The 23,031-nt window shown below is 66.8% G+C and carries 24 protein-coding genes; 15 read left to right on the top strand and 9 right to left on the bottom strand.

Going from position 1 to position 23,031, the window contains the following annotated elements:
* Window positions 1-48: 48 nt before the first annotated feature.
* Window positions 49-681, bottom strand: coding sequence for a TasA family protein (locus tag DVK03_RS14335; protein WP_004061909.1), 633 nt, complete (start codon window positions 679-681; stop codon window positions 49-51).
* Window positions 682-880: 199 nt separating this feature from the next.
* Window positions 881-2,869 (bottom strand): helix-turn-helix domain-containing protein, encoded by a 1,989-nt coding sequence (locus DVK03_RS14340; protein ID WP_115803666.1) that lies wholly within the window; start codon window positions 2,867-2,869, stop codon window positions 881-883.
* Between the two features lie 204 nt (window positions 2,870-3,073).
* Between DVK03_RS14340 and DVK03_RS14345 the strand changes: the two genes are divergently transcribed.
* Genes DVK03_RS14345 through DVK03_RS14355 form a run of 3 tightly spaced genes read left to right on the top strand, consistent with a single transcriptional unit; the run spans window position 3,074 to window position 5,598 of the window.
* On the top strand, window positions 3,074-4,780 hold the full coding sequence (locus DVK03_RS14345) for a histidine kinase N-terminal 7TM domain-containing protein (protein WP_115803665.1): 1,707 nt from the start codon (window positions 3,074-3,076) through the stop codon (window positions 4,778-4,780).
* A 57-nt stretch (window positions 4,781-4,837) separates the two neighbouring features.
* Window positions 4,838-5,203, top strand: a complete 366-nt coding sequence (locus DVK03_RS14350; RefSeq protein WP_115803664.1) for a phosphatidate cytidylyltransferase — start codon at window positions 4,838-4,840, stop codon at window positions 5,201-5,203.
* The gene (locus tag DVK03_RS14355) at window positions 5,200-5,598 is read left to right on the top strand and encodes a hypothetical protein (RefSeq protein ID WP_115803663.1); all 399 of its coding nucleotides are present in this window, start codon (window positions 5,200-5,202) and stop codon (window positions 5,596-5,598) included. The genes DVK03_RS14350 and DVK03_RS14355 overlap by 4 nt, the downstream gene beginning before the upstream one ends.
* 266 nt (window positions 5,599-5,864) lie before the next feature.
* Here DVK03_RS14355 and DVK03_RS14360 read toward each other — a convergent pair whose 3' ends face one another.
* Window positions 5,865-6,836, bottom strand: a complete 972-nt coding sequence (locus DVK03_RS14360) for a DMT family transporter (RefSeq protein WP_115803662.1) — start codon at window positions 6,834-6,836, stop codon at window positions 5,865-5,867.
* Between the two features lie 199 nt (window positions 6,837-7,035).
* Between DVK03_RS14360 and DVK03_RS14365 the strand changes: the two genes are divergently transcribed.
* Window positions 7,036-7,824, top strand: a complete 789-nt coding sequence (locus DVK03_RS14365) for a winged helix-turn-helix domain-containing protein (protein ID WP_115803661.1) — start codon at window positions 7,036-7,038, stop codon at window positions 7,822-7,824.
* A 99-nt stretch (window positions 7,825-7,923) separates the two neighbouring features.
* Here the strand turns inward: DVK03_RS14365 and DVK03_RS20125 are convergent, their stop codons facing one another.
* The 3 genes from DVK03_RS20125 to DVK03_RS14375 all read right to left on the bottom strand — a co-directional run bounded on the left by DVK03_RS20125 (window position 7,924) and on the right by DVK03_RS14375 (window position 9,506).
* Window positions 7,924-8,085, bottom strand: a complete 162-nt coding sequence (locus tag DVK03_RS20125; RefSeq protein WP_004041260.1) for a hypothetical protein — start codon at window positions 8,083-8,085, stop codon at window positions 7,924-7,926.
* Between the two features lie 67 nt (window positions 8,086-8,152).
* Complete coding sequence (locus DVK03_RS14370; RefSeq protein ID WP_004061895.1) at window positions 8,153-8,770, bottom strand: class I SAM-dependent methyltransferase; 618 nt, start codon at window positions 8,768-8,770, stop codon at window positions 8,153-8,155.
* A 364-nt stretch (window positions 8,771-9,134) separates the two neighbouring features.
* Window positions 9,135-9,506: a hypothetical protein gene (locus DVK03_RS14375; protein ID WP_004061893.1), complete on the bottom strand. Its 372-nt coding sequence runs from the start codon at window positions 9,504-9,506 to the stop codon at window positions 9,135-9,137.
* Window positions 9,507-9,926: 420 nt separating this feature from the next.
* Here DVK03_RS14375 and DVK03_RS14385 point away from each other — a divergent pair, with 420 nt between their 5' ends.
* From DVK03_RS14385 to DVK03_RS14400, 4 genes are all read left to right on the top strand, one after another.
* A complete protein-coding gene (locus DVK03_RS14385) occupies window positions 9,927-11,516 on the top strand; it encodes a MarR family transcriptional regulator (protein WP_115803660.1) in 1,590 nt (529 codons plus the stop codon).
* Between the two features lie 113 nt (window positions 11,517-11,629).
* Entirely contained in the window at window positions 11,630-12,403 is a 774-nt protein-coding gene (locus tag DVK03_RS14390; RefSeq protein ID WP_004061890.1) for a helix-turn-helix domain-containing protein, read from the top strand.
* Window positions 12,404-12,502: 99 nt separating this feature from the next.
* Window positions 12,503-12,805 (top strand): stress response translation initiation inhibitor YciH, encoded by a 303-nt coding sequence (gene yciH, locus DVK03_RS14395; RefSeq protein WP_115803659.1) that lies wholly within the window; start codon window positions 12,503-12,505, stop codon window positions 12,803-12,805.
* Between the two features lie 170 nt (window positions 12,806-12,975).
* Complete coding sequence (locus tag DVK03_RS14400; RefSeq protein ID WP_115803658.1) at window positions 12,976-14,010, top strand: transcription initiation factor IIB family protein; 1,035 nt, start codon at window positions 12,976-12,978, stop codon at window positions 14,008-14,010.
* Between the two features lie 141 nt (window positions 14,011-14,151).
* Here the strand turns inward: DVK03_RS14400 and DVK03_RS14405 are convergent, their stop codons facing one another.
* Both DVK03_RS14405 and DVK03_RS14410 read right to left on the bottom strand, forming a co-directional pair.
* Complete coding sequence (locus tag DVK03_RS14405; protein ID WP_233521827.1) at window positions 14,152-14,550, bottom strand: hypothetical protein; 399 nt, start codon at window positions 14,548-14,550, stop codon at window positions 14,152-14,154.
* 202 nt (window positions 14,551-14,752) lie between these two features.
* Window positions 14,753-15,271, bottom strand: a complete 519-nt coding sequence (locus tag DVK03_RS14410) for a TRAM domain-containing protein (protein WP_004041252.1) — start codon at window positions 15,269-15,271, stop codon at window positions 14,753-14,755.
* Between the two features lie 149 nt (window positions 15,272-15,420).
* Here DVK03_RS14410 and DVK03_RS14415 point away from each other — a divergent pair, with 149 nt between their 5' ends.
* Window positions 15,421-15,618 (top strand): hypothetical protein, encoded by a 198-nt coding sequence (locus DVK03_RS14415; RefSeq protein ID WP_004041251.1) that lies wholly within the window; start codon window positions 15,421-15,423, stop codon window positions 15,616-15,618.
* Window positions 15,619-15,758: 140 nt separating this feature from the next.
* Window positions 15,759-16,817 (top strand): biotin synthase BioB, encoded by a 1,059-nt coding sequence (gene bioB, locus DVK03_RS14420; RefSeq protein WP_115803657.1) that lies wholly within the window; start codon window positions 15,759-15,761, stop codon window positions 16,815-16,817.
* A gap of 97 nt (window positions 16,818-16,914) precedes the next feature.
* Here the strand turns inward: bioB and DVK03_RS14425 are convergent, their stop codons facing one another.
* Window positions 16,915-17,679, bottom strand: coding sequence for an inositol monophosphatase family protein (locus DVK03_RS14425; protein ID WP_008610349.1), 765 nt, complete (start codon window positions 17,677-17,679; stop codon window positions 16,915-16,917).
* Window positions 17,680-17,793: 114 nt separating this feature from the next.
* On the opposite strand from DVK03_RS14425, the gene DVK03_RS14430 reads away from it, so the two are divergent.
* The 5 genes from DVK03_RS14430 (at window position 17,794) to DVK03_RS14450 (ending at window position 23,014) form a co-directional block, all read left to right on the top strand.
* Window positions 17,794-18,471, top strand: a complete 678-nt coding sequence (locus DVK03_RS14430; protein ID WP_115803656.1) for a glycerophosphodiester phosphodiesterase — start codon at window positions 17,794-17,796, stop codon at window positions 18,469-18,471.
* A 131-nt stretch (window positions 18,472-18,602) separates the two neighbouring features.
* Complete coding sequence (locus DVK03_RS14435) at window positions 18,603-20,084, top strand: ABC transporter substrate-binding protein (protein ID WP_115803716.1); 1,482 nt, start codon at window positions 18,603-18,605, stop codon at window positions 20,082-20,084.
* 21 nt (window positions 20,085-20,105) lie between these two features.
* Window positions 20,106-20,999, top strand: a complete 894-nt coding sequence (locus DVK03_RS14440; RefSeq protein WP_004041246.1) for a carbohydrate ABC transporter permease — start codon at window positions 20,106-20,108, stop codon at window positions 20,997-20,999.
* Between the two features lie 4 nt (window positions 21,000-21,003).
* Window positions 21,004-21,870: a carbohydrate ABC transporter permease gene (locus DVK03_RS14445; protein ID WP_004041245.1), complete on the top strand. Its 867-nt coding sequence runs from the start codon at window positions 21,004-21,006 to the stop codon at window positions 21,868-21,870.
* Between the two features lie 10 nt (window positions 21,871-21,880).
* Window positions 21,881-23,014: an ABC transporter ATP-binding protein gene (locus DVK03_RS14450; RefSeq protein ID WP_115803655.1), complete on the top strand. Its 1,134-nt coding sequence runs from the start codon at window positions 21,881-21,883 to the stop codon at window positions 23,012-23,014.
* Window positions 23,015-23,031 lie beyond the last annotated feature (17 nt).

Genomic DNA, 23,031 nt, shown 5'->3' on the forward strand with positions numbered 1-23,031 from the left:
GATTGCTGGCTGTGCTGCCGGGTCGTTACCGGCGGTTCTGCCGGATCGTTACTGGCTGTCCCGCTGGTTCAGTTCGAAGTCGAACTGGATGTCGAGCCCGTCGGCCTGGAACTCGTTGCCGGCGCTTTCCTGCATCGCCAGCGCGAAGGAGAACGTCTTCGTCTCGCCGGATTCGAGGTCGATGTCCTGGACGTTCGAGTCGTCGTCGCCGTCGGCCGCGTCGCTGTTCGCCGCGACCACGTCAGCGAGGGTGGCCGAGCCGCCGAAGCGGTCGTCGAGCACGTCGAGGCTCCCGACTTCGAACGTCGTCACGTCGAGGACGCCCGCGAGGTCCGCCACCGAGGCGTCCGCGTCGCCGTCGTCGCCGGCCGTGGCGTCGCTGTCGTTTTCGGTCAGCGTGAGGTCGATGTCGAGACTGCCGTCGAGCGACCCGTCGTTTTCGAGGTCGACTTCGAAAGTGTCGGTCTCGTCGCCGGGCGCGAGACCCGTGGCGCTGAAACTCGCGGAACTGGCTCCGTCGGCGAGGCTCAGCGTCCCCGCCTGAAGCGTGTTCTCGGTGCTCGATTCGGTGTCGTTAAAGAGGGCGAACGTGCCCACGCCGGCGGCGGCGCTTCCCGCACCAATCGTGAGGAGCCCCCCGAGGGCGCGGCGTCGTGTGAGTTTGAATACTTTGTCTGCCATTGAGTTCTCCGTGCGGCCCACCGTACACCCACTCCCGTCCGTGATATTCTGGGTGGGGTGACCTTCAGACATCTCTACTCGATTACGCGGCAATAACCCGATACCACCACTATGCGGTATCCGACAAGAACCGAGCGACGTGATAGCGCTCGGCACGTGAGCGCGGAGGAACCGACGAACGCGTATCGGAGCGGTCGGTTCACCGACCGCCGCGCTCGCCGTCGAACAGTTCTGCGAAGACCTTCCGCTGGGCCGCCCGGAGGTGTTGGGTGAACGTCGACCGCGAGACGCCGATGGCCTCGGCGACTTCGGCGGCGCTCCGGCGTTTCGGGCGCTCGAAGTAGCCCGTCCGGTACGCGACTTCGAGCGACTCGCGCTGTCGGTCGGTGAGGCCGGCCAGCACGCTCGCGCCGATATCGGACTCGACGGTCCGGTGGCTCCGCGCGGTCATGGTGACGCTGTCGAAGACGGCCGCGAGCGCCTCGACGAACGGGCCGGCCGGTCGCCGCCGGGGGAGGTCGACGACGACGGTCGCCTCGCCGGCGGCCACGACGACGCGGTGGAGGACGCCGCCCGCGTCGGCGACGGCCGTCCCCAGCGAGGGGGCGGCCGTGTCGAACTGCGCCCGGACGACCCCGCCGTCGGCGGTCACGGCACCGGCGGTCACGCCGTCGAGGCTCGAAAGCACGTCCGTCACCGCGGCCTCGGACGCGCCGCGAACCGTCACGAAGTAGCGCTCGCTGTCGCCGCGTGGCAACACCGTGTGGACGACGAGTTCCGCGTCGCGGCCGAGCGCGTCCACGACCGCCAGAATCCCCGCGTCGGCGTCGCGGACGCGGAGGCTGACGCGGACGACCTCGTCGGCCACGAGCGCCTCGCGGCTCTCGGCGGTGCTGAGGGCGTAGCCGAGCGTCTCCGCCAACTCTTCGAGTCGCCGTCGCTCCCGGTCGTCGTCGGCACCGCGGCGGTAGACGCCGAGAACGCCGTAGTCGACGCCGCCGTACCGAAGCGGGACGGCGACCGCGGTTTCGATACCGTCCGCGCCGGCGGCCGCCGTCCACCCGGCGTCGGGGGCGGTCGCCGGCGCGTCGGACTCGCGTCCGTCGACGCCTTCGACGCCGCGGACGACCGTCGTGCCCTCGCGGAAGGCGGTCAGGCTCGGTTCGGTCGAGTCGCGCCGGGCCGCCGCGTCGGCGTCGAGAACGCCTGCTGTGCGCAGGTACGGCTCGTCGCCGACGACCGCGAGCGGGTCGAGCCCGCCGCCCGCGGTCCGCTCGCCCACCCACGCGACGACGGCGTCGGGGTCGCTCCCGATGTACCGACAGAACGACTCCGCGACCTCCACGCGCGAGGACTGCCGGACGAGAATCTCCCGAATCGCCTCCTTCGTGTCGCGTTCGCGTTCGAGTCGGCGCTGGTGGTGGACCTGCGCCGTGATATCCCGAAGGACGCCGATGGACCCCGGCAGCCCGTCGTCGACGACGTAGTCGACGTCGAGGATGCAGTGGCGCGTCTCGCCGGCGCGGTCGCGGATGCGAATGTCGAGCGACCGCGGGGCCGACAGGTCGAGCGCGTCGCGGACGCGGGCCCGGTCGTCGGGGTGGACGACCGTCTCGACGATGTCGCCGTCTGTGAGCGCCGCGCGGTCGTAGCCGGTGAGCGTCGTCGCCGCCTCGTTGACGAGGACGACGCCGCCGTCGCGGGCGACGAAGATGGCGTCGCGGACGTTCTCGACGAGCGTCCGGTAGCGCGCCTCGCTCTCGGCAAGCGCGCGCTCGGTCCGGTGCTTGTCGACGGCCGTTCGGACGCGCGTGGCGAGCGCCGCGGCGCTGTCTCCGACGCTCGTCTTGACGATGTAGTCGTTCGCGCCGGCCGACAGCGCGCTGCTGGCGAGTCCCTCGTTGCCAGCGCCGGTAAAGAGGAGAAACGGGATGTCCGGTCGGTGCTCGCGGACCTCGGAAAGCAGCTCGATGCCCGTCCGACCGGGCATGTAGTAGTCGCTGACGACGCACTCCACGTCGTCGGTGAGGCGGTCGAGCGCGCCCTCTGGACTGTTGGCCTCCCGAACGTCGAAGTCGGGGGCCTCCTCGCGGAGTCGCTGCACGACGAGCGCCAGCCAGTCGCGGTTATCGTCGACGAGGAGGACCGTGACGGGGTCCGCACTCGTCTCGTCTGTCGTCTCGGTCACGGCGGTTCGGCCGTCCGTGGCACATCGACCGGGATAAGCTGTTCGGGTGACGGGTCCGGGCGGCAGCCCGAGAAACATGGAATGTTCGTTTGGTTTGCGCCGACAGCGACGGGAATAATCGCTCGCAAACAGACACCTCTAAATACCAGAGCGGGCACAGAACACGCACCGATGGACGCGAGCAGCGGTCGGGCCCGGTGAGAGATGGACTGGCAGTACACCGTTTTGGTCCTTCCGACCCTCTTTGCGATGAGTACCGCGGTCCTACTCGGGGCGTACAGCCTCCGGCACATGCAGGCCCACGGGCAGTCGTCCGAGCTCGTTACCTTCTTCGCCGTGAACGTCGGACTCGCCCTCTGGACCGGGTTTGCGGCGCTCAAACTCCTGCAGACCGACCCGGCGCTGAAGCTGCTTTTCTACCGGTTTCTCTACTTCGGCGTCGCGCCGCTCGGCGCGCTCGCGTTCCTCTTTACGCTCCTCCACACCGACCGGGTCAGCCGAATCACGCCCGGACTGGTCGCGGCGGTCATGACCGTGCCGGCCGTCTTTCTGGCGGTCCTGTTTGCGAATCCGAACGGCCTCGCCATCGAGGCGACGCGCCTCGTCGAGGCGAACGGTCTCGTCGTCCTGCGGGTCGACGTCGGTCTCGGTCACGTCGTGTTGCAGTTGCTCTACAACGCGGTGCTCTCCGTGCTGGCTATCGTGCTCATCCTCTACGAAGCGGCCCGACTGGGTCGAACGTACATCCCGCAGGCGGTGTTGGTGAGCGTCGGTCTCGCCGCCCCGTTCGTCTTCGTCGCGTGCAGTTCGCTCGGAATCCCGCCGTTCAACAGCGACGGCGTGAACCTCGTTCCGACCTCGGCCGCAGTCACCTCCGCGGCCATCGGCATCGCGCTCTTTCGCTACCGGTTTCTCGACTTGCCGCCCATCGCCTACACGACCGCGATGGAGGAGTCGCCCGACGGCGTGTTCGTCCTCGACGCGGACAAGCGAATCGTCCACGTCAACACCCGCGGTGCGGCGCTCTTAGAGCGCTTCGGCGCGGCCGTCGGCGACCCGGTCACCGCGGTCTCGCCGGACCTCGACCTGACGACGGAACAAAACGACAGCATCGAAACCACCCGAGAGGGCGGCGAAGCGGTGTATCTCAGCGCCCGCTCCCAGCGACTCGAACGGGGCGACCAGACCGTCGGGTGGGTCATCGTCCTCCGCGACGTGACCGAGTTACACCGCCAGAAACAGACGATTCTCTCCCAAAACGAGAAGCTCACGCTCCTCAATCAGATCGTCCGTCACGACATCCGAAACGACATGGCCGTCATCCTCGGCAACGCGCAACTGGTCGAGGAGTCGGTCGACGACGAGGCGCTGCGCGAGCGCCTCGACACGATAATCAGGAACGGCGAGCACGCCACCGAACTCACGGTGAACGTCCGGAACCTCATGGCGACGATGCTCGACGACGAGGAGACGAATCGCCCGACGACGCTCGCCGGACCGCTCTGGGCGGAAGCGAGCGCGGTCCGCGACGGAACCGCCGACGCGTCGGTCTCGCTCCCCGACGAGCCGTCGACCGTGACCGTCGTCGCCGACGACATGCTGGGGACCGTCTTCCGCAACCTCCTCACGAACGCGGTGCGGCACAACGACACCGACCGGGCCGAAATCGACGTGTCGGTCGAGGTCCGCGACGACGACGCGCTCGTCCGCATCGCCGACAACGGACCGGGCATCCCCGACGACCGAAAAGAGGTGGTGTTCGGCCGCGGCGAAAAGGGGCTCGAAAGCCCCGGAACCGGCCTCGGCCTCTACCTCGTCGACACCATCGTCAGCGGCTACGGCGGCGACGTGTGGGTCGAGGACAACGAGCCCCGCGGCGCGGTCTTCGTCGTCCGCCTGCGGAAGGCCTGAGAGCGGGACGACCGCGCTCCCAAACACTCAAAAAGTCAGCACGTCGATAGGAAGGCGATGCCCTCCACCGTTCTGCCCGCCGGCGTCAGCCGGTGGCGAGTGGCCGTGCTCGCGGCCGTCGCCGCCGTCTTCGTCGGTCTGGCGACGCTCATCGACGGGCCGGTCGATCCGGTGCTCGCCGCCATGGGTCTGCTCACGCTCGTCTACATGGCCGCCGGCGCGGTCGATACCGTCCGTGAACACCCCGCCTTCCCGCTCGCTTCCGCGGTGTACACGACGTTCCTGTTCGCCGGCGGATACGTCAGCGGCGCGCTGTCGAATCTCCTGTGGGCCGTTCTCGCGGTTCTTTCGGCATTCGGCGTCGTGGTCGAGGCGTACAACTACCGGCACGGAACGAGCTATCTCCGGCTGGATTTCGAATGACGGGACCGAGCGAGACCGCCGTTTCAGGGGCGATAGCCGCCACGTCGGTCTTCGTGGGACTTGCCGTTGCCTTCGGTGGCCCGCAGGTCAACCTCGCGGCCGGCGTCGTCTGGACCGTTGCGACGGGCATGGTGCTCCTGCATCTCCGCGGGAAAGTCCGCGACGCTCGGAGCGACGAGCCGCCCGAACCGGGACCGCTCCTGCGTCTGGCCGAAATCGACTACGACCCGCGGTACGACCGCTATCTCGGTGTCCTCCTGTTCGCCCTCGGTATCGCGGCGTTCGCGGCGCTCCTCGTCGTCGATACGTCCGGTTGGAACGCGTTGTTCCTCGTCGGCGTCGGGAACTGCTGTCTGATTGCCGCGCTCGGGGCGGTCGCGCTCTCCGATAGATAGTGCGAAAATCGGAAGGACCACGTCGCAGTCCGCTGGTTTTCGAGGCGTCGGCCAAAAAGACTACTTAGGGAGCTGGCGATTTCCACATGTCCGCACGACGCTGTCTGGTCGGCGGACAGGTGACATATCTGCACAGACAGGCGGCCCATCCCGTGCCAACGGTACTCCGACCCTGCCCCCTCGGACTGCCGCCCGATGGTCCGCCCCTACATTTCTACCCGGTCATCGTCGTTCCGCGAGCGACCGGTCTGCGACTCGTCAGCGACTCAGTCGCGGCCCGGAGCCGCGGCCCCGGCGAGACCGGCCACGCGGGACCCGAGTTCGTCGTAGACGCGGACGACCGTACCGCGGAGCGACTCCGTCGCGAGGACGGCGAAGCCGGTGAAGATAGTCGCGAAGCCGACGACGGTGAGCGTCGAAATCGACTCGCCGAGGAGCACCGTCCCCCCGAGCGTCGCGACGATGGGCACGGCGTAGAAGACGAGGTTGCCGCGAATCGGCCCCACGTCGTCGAGGAAGCCGAAGTAGGTGAGGTAGGCCACCGCGCCGGCGAAGACGCCGACGTAGGCGAGCGCGACGAGCGCCGTCGGAGACCACGTAGCCGCGGCGAGCGACTCGCCGGAAGCGACGCTCATGCCGTGGGTGAGCGCCGCGCTGACGGGGAGCGCCCACGCCGTGCGGACGGTGCTCGAAAGCGACGTGTCGGCCCAGCGGATGAGCACGGTCCCGAGCGCGCCGCTGACCGCGCCGAGGAAGACGACGCCCTTCCAGAGCGCCTCGCCGTCGAGCAGGTTCGCGGGGTCGACGCCGACGACGAGGCCGACGCCGAGCAGGCCGATGAGCATCCCGAGCGCGCCCCGGGTGGAGAGGCGCTCATCCGCGAGAAGCGCCATGGCGAACACGGGCGTCAGAATCGGATTGAGGCTGAAGATAATCGACCCGACGCCGCTGGAGACGTGCTCCTGCCCCACGAACAGGAGGGCGTTGGCGAGGCCGATGACGAACACGCCGGTGGCGAGGATGCCGACCACGTCGCGGACCGACCGCGGGAGCAGTTCGGCGCGGGAGCGGGTGGCGACGACGTAGCCGACGAGCAGCACCGCCGCGATGTCGAACCGGAGCGCGACGAACAAAAGCGGCGGCAGGTAGTCGAGACCCGCCTTCGCGGCGACGAACGTCCCACCGAAGAAGAACGCCGTCAGCACGAACAGGACGAGCCGCCGGCGCGTCGCCGTCACCGACCCACACCTCCGAGCGAGAGACCGAACGCAGAGTGAAGTGAACGCATCTTGGATACACGTACGACTCCCCCACGTATAGTTTGATTCAGAAATTAATTCATGGCAAGAAAGGTTCGCGGCGGTCGAGCATGATTCATGGTGTGAAATTATTTCGAGACGCGAAAGAGGTTTACCGAGGCGCGCACAACCCCGGTGCATGGAGTCGGCATTAGACGAGATAGAGTTCCTCGCACTCTCGCAGAACCGCGTCGACGCGCTCAGGTACCTCGCCGAGCGGCCGCACTCCAGACGCGAACTCGTCGAGCGCACCGGAGCGTCACAGCCGACGATGGGCCGGATTCTCAGCGACTTCGAAGACCGGTCGTGGCTCGTCCGCGAGGACGGCGCGTACCGGGCGACGGTGACGGGCGAACTCGTCTCGCGGGGCTTCGACGACCTCGTCGACATCCTCGACACCGACGCCAAGCTCCGGCCGGTCGTCGAGTGGCTCCCGACCGACGCCATCACGTTCGACCTCGAACACCTGACCGAGGCGACGATTACCACGCCGAGTCAGGTCCGGCCGAACGCGCCTGTCAAGCGCGCCGTGACCCTTCTGAGCGAGGCCGAGGACGTGCGAATCTTCTCGTACGCCTTCAACGAACAGAACCTCGACATCGTCAGGGAGCGGACCGCCGCCGGCGACCAGCGGTTCGAGGGCGTCTTCTCGTCGGACGCCATCGACGCGCTCGCCCACGACTCCCAACTGCGCGAACAGCTCCGCGACCTCCTTGACGCCGACGCGGCCGCCGTCCGCATCACCGACGAGCCGATTCCGATGGCGGCGACCATCGCAGACTCGACGGTCCACCTGTTCCTCCGCGACGACAGCGGCATCCTCCAAGCCTCTATCGACGTGACCGAACCGGAGGTGCTCACGTGGGCCGACGAGCTGTTCGAGCGCTACTGGGAGGCGGCGGAGCCGCTCGACCTCGACCGACTCTGAAAGCGGGTATCACGACCGACCGCGTCGTCGCCCCGTCAACCGACTCACGAGACATATCGGCGGCCTGCGAGATGCCAGCAGATGCCCTCGTCCCACCCGTCAGTCGAGTTCGTCGAACGAGTCGACCTCGTCCCAGCAGGAACACGGCAGGTCGTCCAGAGAGGTGACTTCGTCCGGGAGGCTGGTGATGGGAATCCCGGACCCGGCCTCGTCGCAGTCCTGTTGATGAACGCTGAAGTCGTCGCTGGACATCGTGTACATGGTCAGCACGCCCTGTTCGCCGGCTTCATTGAAACAAGTTGTGAGTGTGGCAGCCGAGCGCGGGGCGTCAGAGAACCCGGAAGACGCGAACCGTGTCGCGCTTGCCCGGTTCGCAGAGCAGTTGGGCGAGGCCGAGGTCCGAGAACTCGTCTTTCCAGTTGCGGTGATACAGCGGGAAGTCGTCGTTGACGTAGCTCACCTCGGAGCCGGCGCGCCCGCGCGTCGGGCCGTTGCCCTCGTTTTCGGCGGTTATCACGAGGTCCGAGGAGACGCGGGCGATTTCCTCGAACACCCACGTGTCGTCGGGGTGGACGTGCTGGAGCGTCTCGACGGAGTAGATAACGTCGAACTTGTCGTCGGGGAAGTCGGGGAGCAGGTCCTCGATTGCGCCGGTGAGGAACGTGCCGGTATCGACGAGTTCGGGGAAGTACTCGGCCATCACCTCGAAGGAGTCGTCGTTGATGTCGATGCCGGTGATGTCCTCGTAGCCGCGGTCGTGGAGGTGTGCGAGGTGGCGACCGGAGCTACATCCGAGTTCGAGAATCGACGCGTCCTCCGCCGCGTAGTGCTCGAACACGGTCGCGAGCGTCTCACTGACCTCGTTCGGGCCGATTTGGGCGTAGTACTCCGGCGAGAAGTCGCCGGAACGCTCGGCCCATCCGCGGTGGTTGTCGTCTGCGTCCATACCCCGAGTAGCGAGCGGGCGGGTAAATGTTCCGCGGAGTGTGCGCCACCGGGACGGAACGCGATTGGGGTCCGAAAAGTCGGTGACTGCACGTCGGTCGAGTGCGCTGGAGGGCGCAGGGAGCGTGCTGGAGGGCACAGGGGGAGCGTGCTGGAGGGCACGTCGAGGAGGTGTGCGTCAAGGGGACCGAACGTGAAGGGTGCGTCAGGGGGATTCGGCTGTCCCGCGAAGGGACAGGGAGCGAGTGTGTCGTGGGGGGCTGGAGGGGTGAGCGCCGCCGCGGGCACGAGCAGTCGGGTGTACCAGTCGAGCGTGCCGTGCCTCGCTCGCGGCGCGTGCGCCAGCGGGTCGTCGACCGCGGTCGTTACGCCGAGTCGTCGGTCGTCGTCTCGTTCTCGGTCGTTTCGTCGTCGGTCGTCGTCTCGTCTTCCGTCATCTCGTCGTCGGTCGTTCCGTCGTCGGTCGTCGATTCGTCTTCCGTCGTTTCTTCCTCGGTTGTCTCTATCGTCGTCGTCTCGTCTTCTGTCGTCGCTATCGTCGTCTCGTCCTCGGTCGTCGTCCCGACACCACCGGTCTCGGCTGTCGTCTCGGTACCGCCGACCGCGGGTTCGCCGTCCGTGCCGTTCGTACCGTTCACGGGACCACCACCACCGCCCGTGTCCGTACAGCCGGCGAGTGCGACGGTCGCTACCGCGACGCCGACACCGAACTGCCGTCGAGTGAGCGTTTCGCGCATCGCAGTCAGCAGTCTCGCTCGGCGGATGATAATGGGGGAGAGTCGTCCCGACCGTTCTCTCCCTGAACAACCGTTTCGAGCGACTGTTTCGACCGTTTCAGTCGGATTAACGGAACGTTCGCCAGCCAACCGAGGGCCGACGAGGGCGGCCCAGTACGGCGATTGTCTCGTCGCTGCGGAGCGACCCGGCGAGAGGCGGCGGCGAGCGGTCGCGGACGGCGACGAACGACATCGAGAAGCGATAGACCCGCCTGTGAACCCCGGTGGCGACTGTCGATACCGACGCCCCGGACGGGGAGAAAATACAGTATATGAAAACATTCAGACCGAATTGACTGTCCGAATAGTTGTAAAAATGTTCAATAAACAGATAAACAAAACATTATACACTAGCAGAGTCGACAGATAAAGAACAAACACATGCCAGTCAAACGCGTCTCGGGGGTCGGATGGACGCTCGTCGCGGCGTTACTCGTCGTCGCGGTCGCCGTCTCGCCGGTCGTCGTCGCCGCGGATGGCGTCGAAGTGCGTGCGGTCGACCACGGCGGCCCGGGCGTCGTCGCGACCGAGAACGGCCGGCCGTACGTCGCCTCGTGGCAACCCTCGACGGTTTCGGTGACCGTCGCGGGAGACGGCAACGACACCGAGGTCTGCTTGCAGACCGACCGCGACGACGGCTCGACGATGCTGTTGGGGTGCGAACCGCTCGGAAGCGAGGGGGCGAACGCGACCGGTGAACGGCGCGTCGGCTTCGAGTTCGCAGCGTGGCCGGCGAACGCGACCGGCGAGCGCACCGTAACAGCGGTCGTCAGACCCGGCGACGGCGGCGAGCCGGTCGCGCAGGCGAGTCGCGGTGTCACGGTGCTCGCGCCGGCCGGCGACGCCGACGGCGACAACCTCGGCAACCGGGACGAACTCGACCGCGGCACGGACGTGCTCGTCGCCGACACCGACACCGACGGCGTACCCGACGGCGCGGAGGTCAACCGCTACGAGACCGACCCGACGAGCACGGACACCGACGGCGACGACCTCAGCGACGGCGTCGAAATCAACGAGCAGGGGAGCAACCCGACCGAGACCGACACCGACGGCGACGGCCTCGACGACGGCGCTGAGGTGACGACCCACGGCACGGACCCGACGACCGCCGACACCGACGGCGACGGCCTCGACGACGGCGCGGAGGTCAACCGCTACGAAACCAACCCGACAGCCACCGACACCGACGGCGACGGCCTCGAAGACGGACCCGAGGTCAACGTCCGCGAGACGAGCCCCGCCGCCGCCGACACCGACGGCGACGGCCTCGAAGACGGCCCCGAAGTCAACCGCTACGAGACGAATCCGACCGAGGCGGATACCGACGGCGACGGTCTCGACGACGGGCGCGAAGTCAACGTCATCGGGACCGACCCGAACCGCGGCGACACCGACGGCGACGGCCGCGGCGACGGTGCTGAGGTCGAAGCGGGGACTGACCCGAACGCCGCACCGGGGGCGGTCGTCGGGTCGCTGGAACTCGGCGGCGAGGGCTGGCTGCTCGTCCTCGCGGTCGCGGCCATCGCGGTCGCCCTGCTCGTCGTCGGCGTGCGAGTCCGCGACAGCGACGCGCGAGCGAGGCTGTCCGACGTTCGCGCCCGCGCGGCCGACCACGTCGACGGCCGAGGCGACGGAGCGTCGGCGGACGCGGTCCAGACTGGCGGAGGCGGCGGTGCGGCGCGTGCGCAGTCGGCCGCCAACAGTTCCCCCGCCGACGGCTCCCCCGCCGCCGAGGAACTCCTCGACGACGAGACGCGCGTCCTCAGGCTCCTCGACGACAACGGCGGCCAACTCCGGCAGTCGAAAGTCGTCGAGGGAACGGAGTGGTCGAAATCGAAGGTGAGTCGCGTCCTCTCGCGGATGGCCGACGAGGGAACCGTCGCGAAGATAAATCTCGGCCGAGAGAACCTCATCGCCCGCCCGGAGAGCGTTCCCGAACACGCCCGGTCGCCGTTCGACGAGTCCTGAGCGGGCGACGCGGCGACCGGGACGACCCGGCCCGCGAGTTGGAATCCCGAACCGCGGACGGAGTTGGAACATACCAACCAAGAATATAGGCCTCGGGGAACTAGGGAAGACTCATGCGAGAATTCGTCTTCACCGTCGAGTACGAGCGGGGTGCCGACGAGGTGATGGACCTGTTCATCGAGAACCCGGACTTACACTCCAAGACCATGGCGATACACGCCACGAGCGAGTCGATGTGGCGACTCGACCGCCTCACCGGGCCGACGGAGGCGCTCGAAGCGTTCGACGAGGTCATCGAGCAGGCCACCCGGTGCAACGGCGTCCTCGGGATGTGCGGCGCGCCGGTCGTCGAGTGGGAGTACGAGGTGCTGTCGGAGACGCCAAACGGGCGCATCGTCTACTCCTGCCGCGAGGAGGGCGACGGGATTCAGTCGATTCCCCACGTCGCCGCGAAGCACATCGGCGACGGCCTCCTGATGCAGGCCGAACGCCGGGGGGCACAGAACCAGTGGCGACTGCTCATCTCCGACGACGACACGGTGAGCGAGATTTACGAGGAGGTCAAAGACAGCCTCAGCGACGGCCTCTCGCTGAGCGTCCAGCGCATCAGCGAACCCGAGTGCTGGCTCGAAGAGAGCGTCTCCGCCGACGGCCTCCCGCCGGAACAGCAGGCCGCGCTCGAAGCCGCCGTCGAGTTCGGCTACTACGAGACGCCGCGCCAGCACACCGTCCAAGAAATCTCGGAGGAACTCGACATCCCGAACTCGACGCTCCAGTATCGCCTGACCCGCGCCGAGGCGTGGCTGGCCCGGCAGTTCGTCACCGGCACGCTCGGCACCGAAGTCGAAGACCGCGTCGACCCCGAAAAGCTCGAAGCGAGCGCCTGACCGGCGACTCCCGGGCCGGACGCTCGACGAGAGACGGCCGCAGAACGGTTGGAACATTCCAACCACACCCTGATACGCCGCGGACGCGTACGTAGATGCGTGGGAAAGGACACTTTCAGCGACATCACCGGCCTGCCGGACGACCTCGGAATCGGCGACGACCTCGCGCGGGCGGACCAGCGCGCGTCGATTTGCGTCGACACCCGACGGTACGGCAAGCCCGTGACGGTGGTCGACGGTCTCGACCTCCCGGCCGACGAACTGGACGCCCTCGCGTCGACGTTGAAGCGACGGCTCGCGGTCGGCGGGACCGTGACCGACGGGCGCATCGAACTGCAGGGCGAACACGGCGAGCGCCTCGAAGCCGCGCTCCGCGACGAGGGCTTCGGCGTCGAGCGCTGAGCGTGTTGTCGTGATTCGATAGCTCTCGCGGCCGAAAAGGGCGGATAACTGACGCGGCAACCGACGTGCGAGCGGTCGATGTCTCCCGGTCGCGTATTCCGGGAACGAACACAGTTGGTATATTCCAAACGAGAGCCCATTACCCTGGGTCCGGAATACAGAGGTACTCAATGGACACGAAACACGTCGACTGGCGTTCGATGCGAGACGAGTCGGCACCGGCGGCGGGACCCGAGGCCCGACAGTCCGGCGACGAGCGCGACGAGGGCGAGGCCGAGACCGAATCGGCCGAGGCGGCGGTCGCGGAGCGGACCGACCTCGTCTACGACGAGCAGCACGGCGAGTGGGTCGACCCCGAGACGGGCGAAATCCTCCGCGAGGACGAAATCGACCGCGGCCCCGAGTGGCGCGCGTTCGACGCCGCGGAGCGCGACCAGAAATCCCGCGTCGGGTCGCCGACGACGACGATGATGCACGACAAGGGGCTGTCGACTAACATCGGCTGGCAGAACAAAGACGCCTACGGCAACTCCCTGTCGACGGGACAGCGCCAGAAGATGCAGCGCCTCCGGACGTGGAACGAGCGGTTCCGCACCCGCGACTCCAAAGAGCGCAACCTCAAGCAGGCGCTCGGTGAGGTCGAGCGGATGGGCTCGGCGCTCGGGCTTCCGGACACCGTCCGCGAGACCGCCTCGGTCATCTACCGCCGCGCGCTCGACGACGACCTGCTGCCCGGCCGCTCCATCGAGGGCGTCGCCACCGCCGCAATCTACGCCGCCGCTCGGCAGGCCGGCGTCCCGCGCTCCCTCGACGAGGTGCGGCGCGTCTCCCGCGTCGACAAGATGGAACTCACCCGGACGTACCGCTACGTCTCCCGCGAACTGGGGCTGGACATGAAGCCGGCCGACCCGGCGCAGTACCTCCCGCGGTTCGTCTCCGAACTCGACGTGAGCGACGACGTGGAGCGCCGCGCTCGGTCGCTCCTCGACAACGCGAAGCGGCAGGGCATCCACAGCGGCAAGAGCCCGGTCGGACTCGCGGCGGCGGCCATCTACGCCGGCGCGCTCCTCGCCGACGAGGGACTGACGCAGTCCGAGGTGAGCGACGTGACCGACATCAGCGAAGTGACCATCAGAAACCGCTACCGCGAACTCCTCGAAGCGACCCAGAAATCGGGCGAAAGGGCCGTCGGGTCGACCGCCTAAGCGGACGTTTCGAGCGCGAGAAGACGGTTCTTTCTTCGATTCGCGTCGTTTTCAGACGCCCCGTTCGGACTGTTCGACCCGTTCGACCCATTCAGACTGTGCGGGTTCGGCCGCGGGCGACGCGACGCCGTTCTCACGCCGTCAGCGGTTGCACGAACACGACGACGACGCGCGAGTCGAACTGCCGCGACCCGGCAGCGCGTCGCGGACGCGGTCAGCGAGTGCGCCCGCGGTTTCGCGGACTCTCCCCTCGGCGCTCGATTCGGCGCGTCGTTCCCGGTAGTCGAAGTAGAGCGCCGTCGGCAGGAGAAGCGAGGCGTACACGCCGCTGATAGCGACGGCAATCTGCATCGGATGGTCTGCGGGGATGACCGCCCAGCCGACCGCGATAATCGCCCACAGCGCGATTCCCTGCCGGATGGTCGGACACCATCGGTTCGTGCGCCGCCGACCGCGACTGCACGTCGGCGGCGTCCATGTCGGCGTCATCGCCCGATTCGGACGCCGGGCGGTCCGTTCGATGGGACTCGGCTCGCGCATCGTCGGATAGCGTAGAGGCGTGACGGAACGTTCGTTCGGACATAGAATGGTATCGGCGGCTACGGTTCCGAGCCTAATGTGGTCTCGTTTGGAAGCCGTCTCTGTGACGATTCCACGCTCTTCAGTGAAGGTTCCGAGCCTAATGTGGTCTCGTTTGGAATATACCAACCACGAGGGCAGAGCCGGCGTTCGGACCCGCGGGTCAGACGCTCGCGCCGTCCACCGGTTCCGCGAACGCGACGGTCTGTTTCACGTCGGTGACTTCGACCTCGACGCGGTCGCCGGGTTCCGTGCCGGGGACGATGATGACGAAGCCGCGTTCGACCTTCGCGATGCCGTCGCCTTGGTCACCGAGCGTGTCGATGATGACGGACCGAACGTCGCCCTCCGCGACGGGCGGTTGTCGCGGCTGAGAGTGCGCTTCGCGGGGTCCAGACGCGGTGTCGGCGGCGGATTCCCGAGCGGGGTCCGAATCGATGTCGCGGTCGTCAGCGGTCGTCGTCGCCGTCGTCTCCGTCGTCGTCGCCGCCGCCGATTCGACAGCGGCCTCGGTCGCCGACGCGGCGTGCGGACTCGAAAGCAGCGCGACGCGGTACAGTTCCTCCGTCGAAATCGACCCGTTTTCGACGAGTTCGGTCGGAATCGACACCACGTAACGGTCGCCGTCTCGCTCGACCGACGTCTCGAAAAGGAGCCGAAGAGAATCTGAGATATCAGTCACTACCGCTACTTCGACTCAAACAAAATAAAAGGTGGTGAAAGTGACTACCGTTCCGGTCGCCGAGACACGATAGAATCCCCGGAAATCCGATTCGACCCGACCGGAATCGTTCCCGAATACACATGTCAACCCAATGCTAACTATCGGGCATGGCACGCGACACACTCGTTTCGTGGCAGACGTTCGCGCTGTTCGTCCTGTTTCCGCCGGCGGCGCTCGTCGCCCTCGTGTTCTTTCCCCTGACGCTGCTCGTCTTCGGGTGGCTGTACTACCGCGGCAAGTACGAGTCGATACAGGAGTCCGACGACGAGCAGACGGCCGTGGAACCGAGCGACGCCGCTCGGTGAGTGACGCATCCGCGGGCGCGAACGTGGCCGGGCGGCCCCCGAGGGGTCGGCCGTCCCACACACGGGCGAGCATTTCTCGTCGGGAAGACGGATGTCGACGAGACAACGGATTTTTGAGTTCGTCAACTGAGTAGTTGAGTATGGTTTACGAGACTGGGAACCCGACTGTCGACGACGCGGTGCGGCGGGTGCTCGACGGCGACGAACTCGACCGGACCGACGGGATAGCGCTCATCGCGCAGCCGGTCGAGCCCCTCGCGGCGGGTGCCGACTACGTCCGCTCCGTCCGCTCCGACGGGACCGTCGACGCCTGTTCCATCGTCAACGCGAAGGCCGGCGACTGCGCCGAGGACTGCGGCTTCTGCGCGCAGTCGGCGCACTTCGACACCGGCATCGAGACGCACGGCTTTCTCGGGCCGGAAGCGGTGTTAGACGCCGCGCGGCGCGCCGAACGCGACGGCGCACAGCGGTTCGGCATCGTCGTCGCCGAGAAGGGCGTCTCGAAGGAGCGCCGACCCGACGAGTGGGCGGAGGTGCTGGCGGCGATTCGACTCGTCCGCGACGAGACGAGCGTCGAAATCGACGCCTCGCTCGGCCTGCTCACCGAGGAGGAGGCGCGAATCCTCTCTGCGGAGGGCGTGAACCACTACAACCACAACATCGAGACCTCGCCGCGGTACTTCGACGAAGTGGTCGGAACCCACGACTTCGAGGACCGACTCGTGACGCTCCGGCGGGCGAAAGACGCCGGGATGGACCTCTGTGCCGGCGTCATCCTCGGGATGGGCGAGACGCCGGCGGACCGGGTCGACGCCGCTCTCGAACTCCAGAAAGTCGGCGTCGAGTCGCTCCCGGTGAACGTGCTCAACCCCGTCCCCGGCACGCCGCTCGGCGACGCCGACCACGCCGACATCACGACGACGGAACTCGTCAAGACCGTCGCAGTCTACCGACTGCTCCACCCCGACGCGCGCGTCCGTTTGACCGGCGGGCGGGAAGTGAATCTCGCGCCCGACGAACAACACCTGCCGTTCGAGGCCGGCGCGGACGGCGTCCTCACCGGCGACTACCTGACGACCGACGGCCAGTCGCCGGCGGCCGACATCGAGGTCGTCGAGCGGGCGGGCCTCGAACCGAACCGCGCGGTCAACGACTTCGACGTGGACGCCGTCAAGCGCCGAGAAGCGAGAGACGGCTGAGGGGCTGACGAACCGCCGAGCCGTCGAACCCTGAACCGCCCAATCGACGAACCGCCGAACCACCGAACCGCCGAACCGCCGCCCGAGACGCGCCACATCACCCGAGCGCGCTGTGCCGGGACATGAGCGAGATGACCTGCCGGTGGAGCGCCTGATTGGACGCGACGACGGTGTCGCCGGTCACGTCGTCTATCGCCTCGACGTGCGTCACCTCGCCGCCGGCCTCGCGGACGAGAAGCGGGCCGGTCCGCGCGTCCCACATATCGAGGTTCTGCTCGAAGTACACGTCGAAGCGGCCGGCGGCGACGAGCGCCAACTCCGCGGCGGCCGACCCCATCCGGCGAACGCCTCGCGTCGACTCGCAGAGCGCTTCGAGGTACGCGCCGTCGCCGTTCGCTCGGGCCAGCGAGTCGAACCCGGTCACGACGAGCGCCTCAGACAGCTCGGCGGCGTTCGAAACCGAGAGTTCCCGCCCGTTGACGAACGCGCCTTCGCCCTCGATTGCGACGTACAACTGGTCCGCCGGGACGTAGTTGACGACGCCGACGTCGGGCCGCGTCGCACCCTCGTACATGATAGAGACGGAGAAGTGCGGCACGCCGTTGTGGAAGTTGACCGTGCCGTCGAGCGGGTCGACGACCCAGCGCGGCTTCGGGCGGAACTCCGGGGAACCCTCCTCGGAGACGACGTTGTCGTCCGGGAAGGCGGCGGCTATCACGTCGGTGATTCGCGCTTCGGCGGCTTCGTCCGCCGGGCGGTCGCGGAACCGCTCGCGCGAACTCGACTCGAACCGGGCCCGTAACTCGTCGCCGGCGACCTCGGCCGCCCGAATCGCGGTCCACAGGTAGCGGTCGTTCACCATGCACCGACGTGGCCGGGGCTCGTATATTGTGACTGCTATGTTGTCTCAATAGTAATCTGTTCAGTACGTTGCTATCATAGTACGGTTGATAAGTCGTTGTCGATGACGTATCGTATGCTCACTATCGGGCATCGAGGCTGTGCGGGCCAGTATCCAGAGAACACGATTCCCGCAATCGAGGGGTCCGCGCCCCACGTCGACCTCGTCGAGGTGGACGTGATGCGCTGTGGCTCCGGGGAGCTGGTGGCGTTTCACGACGACGACCTGTCGCGGCTGACGACGGCCGCGGGTCGACTCGACGAAACCGCCGTCGACGACCTCACGGCGCTTCGCGTCGACGGCTCGGAGGCGACGATTCCGCGGTTCGACCAGGTGGTCGAGGCGTGGCCCGCGGGCACCGGCATGAACCTCGACACCCGCGACCCGGGCCTCGTCGAAGACGCCTTAGCGGCCGTCGAGGGACTCGACGAGCGGGTCGTCTTCTCGTCGCCGTCGCGCGAAGCGGTCGATATCGCGCTGGAGACGCCGACGCCGGCCGAGGTCGGCTACTCGTTCCGCGACGACGCGTCCGCGGAGTTGACGTGGGCGGCAGAACGAGGCTGTGAGTTCGTCCACGTCGAACACGGCCTGTGTACCTCCTCGGACCTCGTGGAGCGCGCGCACGACGCCGGCCTGCTCGTCGACGCGTGGACCGTCGACGACGAAGCGACCGCGACGACCCTCCGGTCGCTCGGCGTGGACGCCCTCACCGTCGACCGATGGGATGTCGTCGCCCCGGAGGCGTGCTCGTGAACCCGACTCGACGCCCGAGGCCGTCGACCACCTTTTTATACCCCAATCAGAGCGGTACGAGCCACACCAGAGAACAACATATGTCTAATTATACTCCAAATAATAGGAAAATTTAAATTATGTGTTCGGATATGTCCCAGTACATGCCTGAAAATGGCCCTATCGGCGAGCGAGCCGAAACGACGAACCGAGCTACCGGACGCACAACCAGTCGGCGCGGATTCCTCGCGACGGCGGGGGCCGTCGGCGTCGCGGGACTCGCGGGCTGTTCCGGCGGCGGGGGCGACTCACCGACCGGGACCGAGGGCGGAAGCGGGAGCACCGAACAGTCGGGAACGACGGCCGGGACATCCGGCGCGCAGGACGTGACCGTCTCGTTTTGGCACATCTTCGGCGGCGAACTCGGCCAGACGCTGGGAGACATGGCCGCCGAGTTCTCACAGCAGAACGACGGAATCACCATCGAGGCGGTCAACAACGGCGGCTACCGGCAGAACCTCAACCAGTCGTTGCAGGCGTCGCGGGCCGGCGACCCGCCGGGTATCGTCCAGATATTCGAGGTCGGGACGCGACTCGCGCTCGACAGCGGCTCGTTCACGCCGGTCGAGGAGATTCTGCCGGAAGAGGAAATCGACTTCGACGACTTCCTGCCGTCAGTCTTGAACTACTACCGCATGGACGGGACGCTGAACTCGATGCCGTTCAACTCCTCGAACACCATCATGCTCTACAACAAGAGCGCGTTCGAGGAGGCGGGCCTCGACCCCGAAACCCCGCCGCGGAGCCTCGCGGAGGTCCGGCAGGCCGCACAGACCATCGTCGACCAGACCGACATGGAGAGCGGAATCAGCTGGCCGAACCACACCTGGATGCAGGTCGAACAGCAGTTCGCCAAACAGGACCAAGTGCTCGTGAACCAAGAGAACGGCCGCGACGGTCGACCCGACCAGACGTTCTTCAACTCCGAGGCGGGCCGCAGCGTCTACTCCTGGTGGAAGGGGATGGCCCAAGACGGTCTCTATCTCAACCCCGGCATCGAGGCGTGGGGCGAAGCGCGACAGGCGTTCCTCACCCAGAAGGTGCCGATGCTGTGGGACTCCACGTCGAACATCGTCTCGATGCAGTCCGGCGCGAAGGAGAACGGCTTCGAACTCGGCTCCGGCTACCTGCCGACGCCCGACGGCGCGAACACCGGCGTCGTCATCGGCGGGGGGTCGCTGTGGGTGCCCGACGCCCTCTCCGACGAGAAAAAGCAGGCCGCGGGAGAGTTCATCGCCTACGTCACCCAGACCGAGCAGCAGGCGCGCTGGCACCGCAACAGCGGCTACTTCCCGGTCCGACAGAGCTCCATCGACCAGCTCACGGACGACGGCTGGTTCGAGAACAACCCCAACTTCAGCACGGCGTTCGACCAGCTACAAGACACCGAAGACACGCCCGCGACTCGCGGCGCGGTGATGGGTGTGTTCCCCAAGACCCGGTCGATTAACGAGGAGATATCGGTCAGCATCATCAACGACCAACTCGGCGTCGAGGAGGGACTGTCGCGGATGGACACGCAGGTCGGCGAGGCGCTCGCCGGGTACAACGGCAACTACGACGGGAGCCAGTAGGCTCCCCGACACGTCAGCCACATGTCTACTGCCACAAAACCGTACGATTCGACGCTTCAGGCGGCGCTGTTGTTGCTCCCGACAGCTGCGGTACTCGTCGCGTTTCTGTACTACCCCGCGCTCGAAACGTTCCGCCTCAGTCTCTACGAGACGCTGTTTCTCGGACAGCGACAGACGTGGACCGGGCTCGGGAATTTCGTCACCCTGCTCACGTCGGGCACCTACCAGTACAGCTTCTTCATCACGGTCGCGTTCGCGGCGGTCGTCGTCTTCGGGACGCTCGGCGTCTCGCTGCTGATCGGCTACCTGATATTCTCCGTCGACGTTCGGTCGTCCGTCTATCTCGTCGCCGCGATTTGGCCGTACGCGCTCCCGCCGGCGGTCGCCGCGATTCTCCTGAACTTCATTCTCCACCCGAATCTCGGCATCTTCACCCACTACCTCGAACTCCTGACGCCGCTCACCTTGGACTGGTTCAACGACGGCCCGCAGGCGTTCGCCATCCTCGCGGTCGTCGCCGTCTGGAAACAACTCGGCTACAACATCATCTTCATCGTCGCCGCGCTGAACAACATCCCCGAGATACTGACGGAGAACGCGCGCATCGACGGCGTCGGTCGGTTCAGAATGCTGTACAAGGTGTACGTGCCGATGATTGCGCCGACGATGACGTTCCTCGTCGTCATGAACACGATATACGCGTTCTTCTCGACGTTCCCGCTCGTCGACCTGATGACGAGCGGCGGGCCGAGCGACGCCACGAACTTCCTGATATTCAAGCTCTACCGCGACGCCTTCCAGTTCAACAGCCTCGGGCTGGCGTCCGCGCAGTCCGTGATTCTGTTCGTCGTCGTGTCGGTTCTGATGTACATCCAGCTTCGGTTCGCGTCGGGCTACGGGCGGTACGGAGGATAACGAGATGGCCACAGAGACAGACACCACGACGTTCGACGCGGGAAGACTCGCGCACCGACTGCCGGACGACGCGCTGCTGCACGGCGGCATCGTCTTCGCAATCCTCCTGATGGCGTCGCCGCTGCTGCTCGCGATTATCATGAGCACGCAGTCGACGACGGAGGTGTATCAGGTGACGAACCTCGGCCTCGGGTCGAGGGGGCTGTCGAACTACTCGGACGCGCTCGTGAACTACGACTTCAGCACGTACATGCTGAACTCGTTCGTGATGAGCGTCGTCGTCGTCGTCGGGAAGGTCACGCTCTCGCTGTTCGCGGCGCTCGCGCTCGTCTACTACCGCTTCCCGTACGAGCGGGCGGTGTTCATGTTCATCCTGCTGACGCTGTTGTTGCCGGTGCCGGTTCGAATCGTCCCGCTGTTCCAGCTGATGGCCGACCTCGGCTGGACGAACTCCCTGTTGGCGTTGACCGGACCCTACATCGCGAGCGCGACGGCCGTGTTCCTCTTTCGCCAGCAGTTCACGGGGATTCCGGCCTCGCTCGTCGAGGTCGCGCGCCTCGACGGCGTCGGCCCGCTCACCTTCCTGTTCAGGGTGCTCGTCCCGATGTCGAGAGGGATGATTGCCGGGGTGTGCGTTATCACGTTCATCTACACGTGGAACCAGTTCCTCTGGCCGCTGGTCGTCGTGACCGACAAGAGCAGTCAGGTCGTCCAAGTGGGGATTCGGTACCTCCAGGGCTCCGCGCAGGCGGGGCTGACGCAGTGGGGGCTCATCATGGCCGGCGCGGTCCTCGCGTTGCTCCCGCCGCTCGTCGTGCTCGTCGTGCTGCACCGACCGCTCCTGCGAACGCTCACCATCCAACAGAAATAGCGAACCCACCATGTCAGACATCACGATTCAGAACTTACGGAAGACGTACGACGACGTGCGCGCCGTGAAGGGTATCGACCTCGAAATCGACGACGGCGAGTTCCTCGTCGTCGTCGGCCCCTCGGGGTGCGGCAAATCGACGACGCTCCGGATGCTCGCCGGCCTCGAATCGGTGACGGACGGCTCCATCGCCATCGGCGACCGCGTCGTCAACGAGGTGCCGCCGAAGGACCGAAGCATCGCGATGGTGTTTCAGAACTACGCGCTGTACCCGCACATGACGGCGGCGGAGAACATGAAGTTCGGCATGAAATCGGCCAGCGAGTTCTCCGCCGACGAAATCGAACGGCGCGTGGAAGACGCCACCGAGACGCTCGGTATCGCACACCTCCGCGACCGGAAGCCGAAGGAACTCTCGGGCGGGGAGCGACAGCGGGTCGCCATCGGCCGGGCGCTCGTCCGCGAACCGGACGTGTTCCTGATGGACGAGCCGCTGTCCAACCTCGACGCGAAGCTCCGGGTGCAGATGCGCGCCGAACTGCTCAAACTCCACCGCGACCTCGATACGACGACCGTCTACGTCACCCACGACCAGACGGAGGCGATGACGCTCGGCGACAGGGTCGCGGTACTCGAAGACGGGAGGCTCCAGCAGGTCGCACCGCCCCAAGAGCTGTACGACTACCCGACGAACCAGTTCGTCGCCGGCTTCGTCGGCGAGCCCGCGATGAACTTCGTTCCCGTGGCGGTCCGCCGGCAGAGGAGCGAACTCGTCGCCGAAGCGCCGGGCCTCTCGCTCACGCTCCCTGCGGGCTCCGGGCTGGACGACGTGGACGACGACGGCCTCGCGCTCGGCGTCAGACCCGAAGACGTGTCTCTCGTCTCGAACACCGCCGGGGCGTCGGAGTCGTTCACCGCCGAGGTGACGGTCACCGAACCGCTCGGCGAACTCCTGCTTCTGCACTGTCGCCTCGGCGACGAGGAGATTCGGGTCAAAGTCGAGCCGCGAAGCCGAATCACGGCCGGAGACACCGTCGAACTCGCCGTCGATACGGACCGCCTGCACCTGTTCGATGCGGACGGCGACGCCGTCTACCACTCGTCGGTTCCCGAGCGGGCGACCGAGAGCGTCGTAGCCGACTGACGAGGCAGGCGGCGAGG

Source organism: Haloferax sp. Atlit-109R (assembly GCF_003665865.1).
Taxonomy (GTDB): domain Archaea; phylum Halobacteriota; class Halobacteria; order Halobacteriales; family Haloferacaceae; genus Haloferax; species Haloferax volcanii.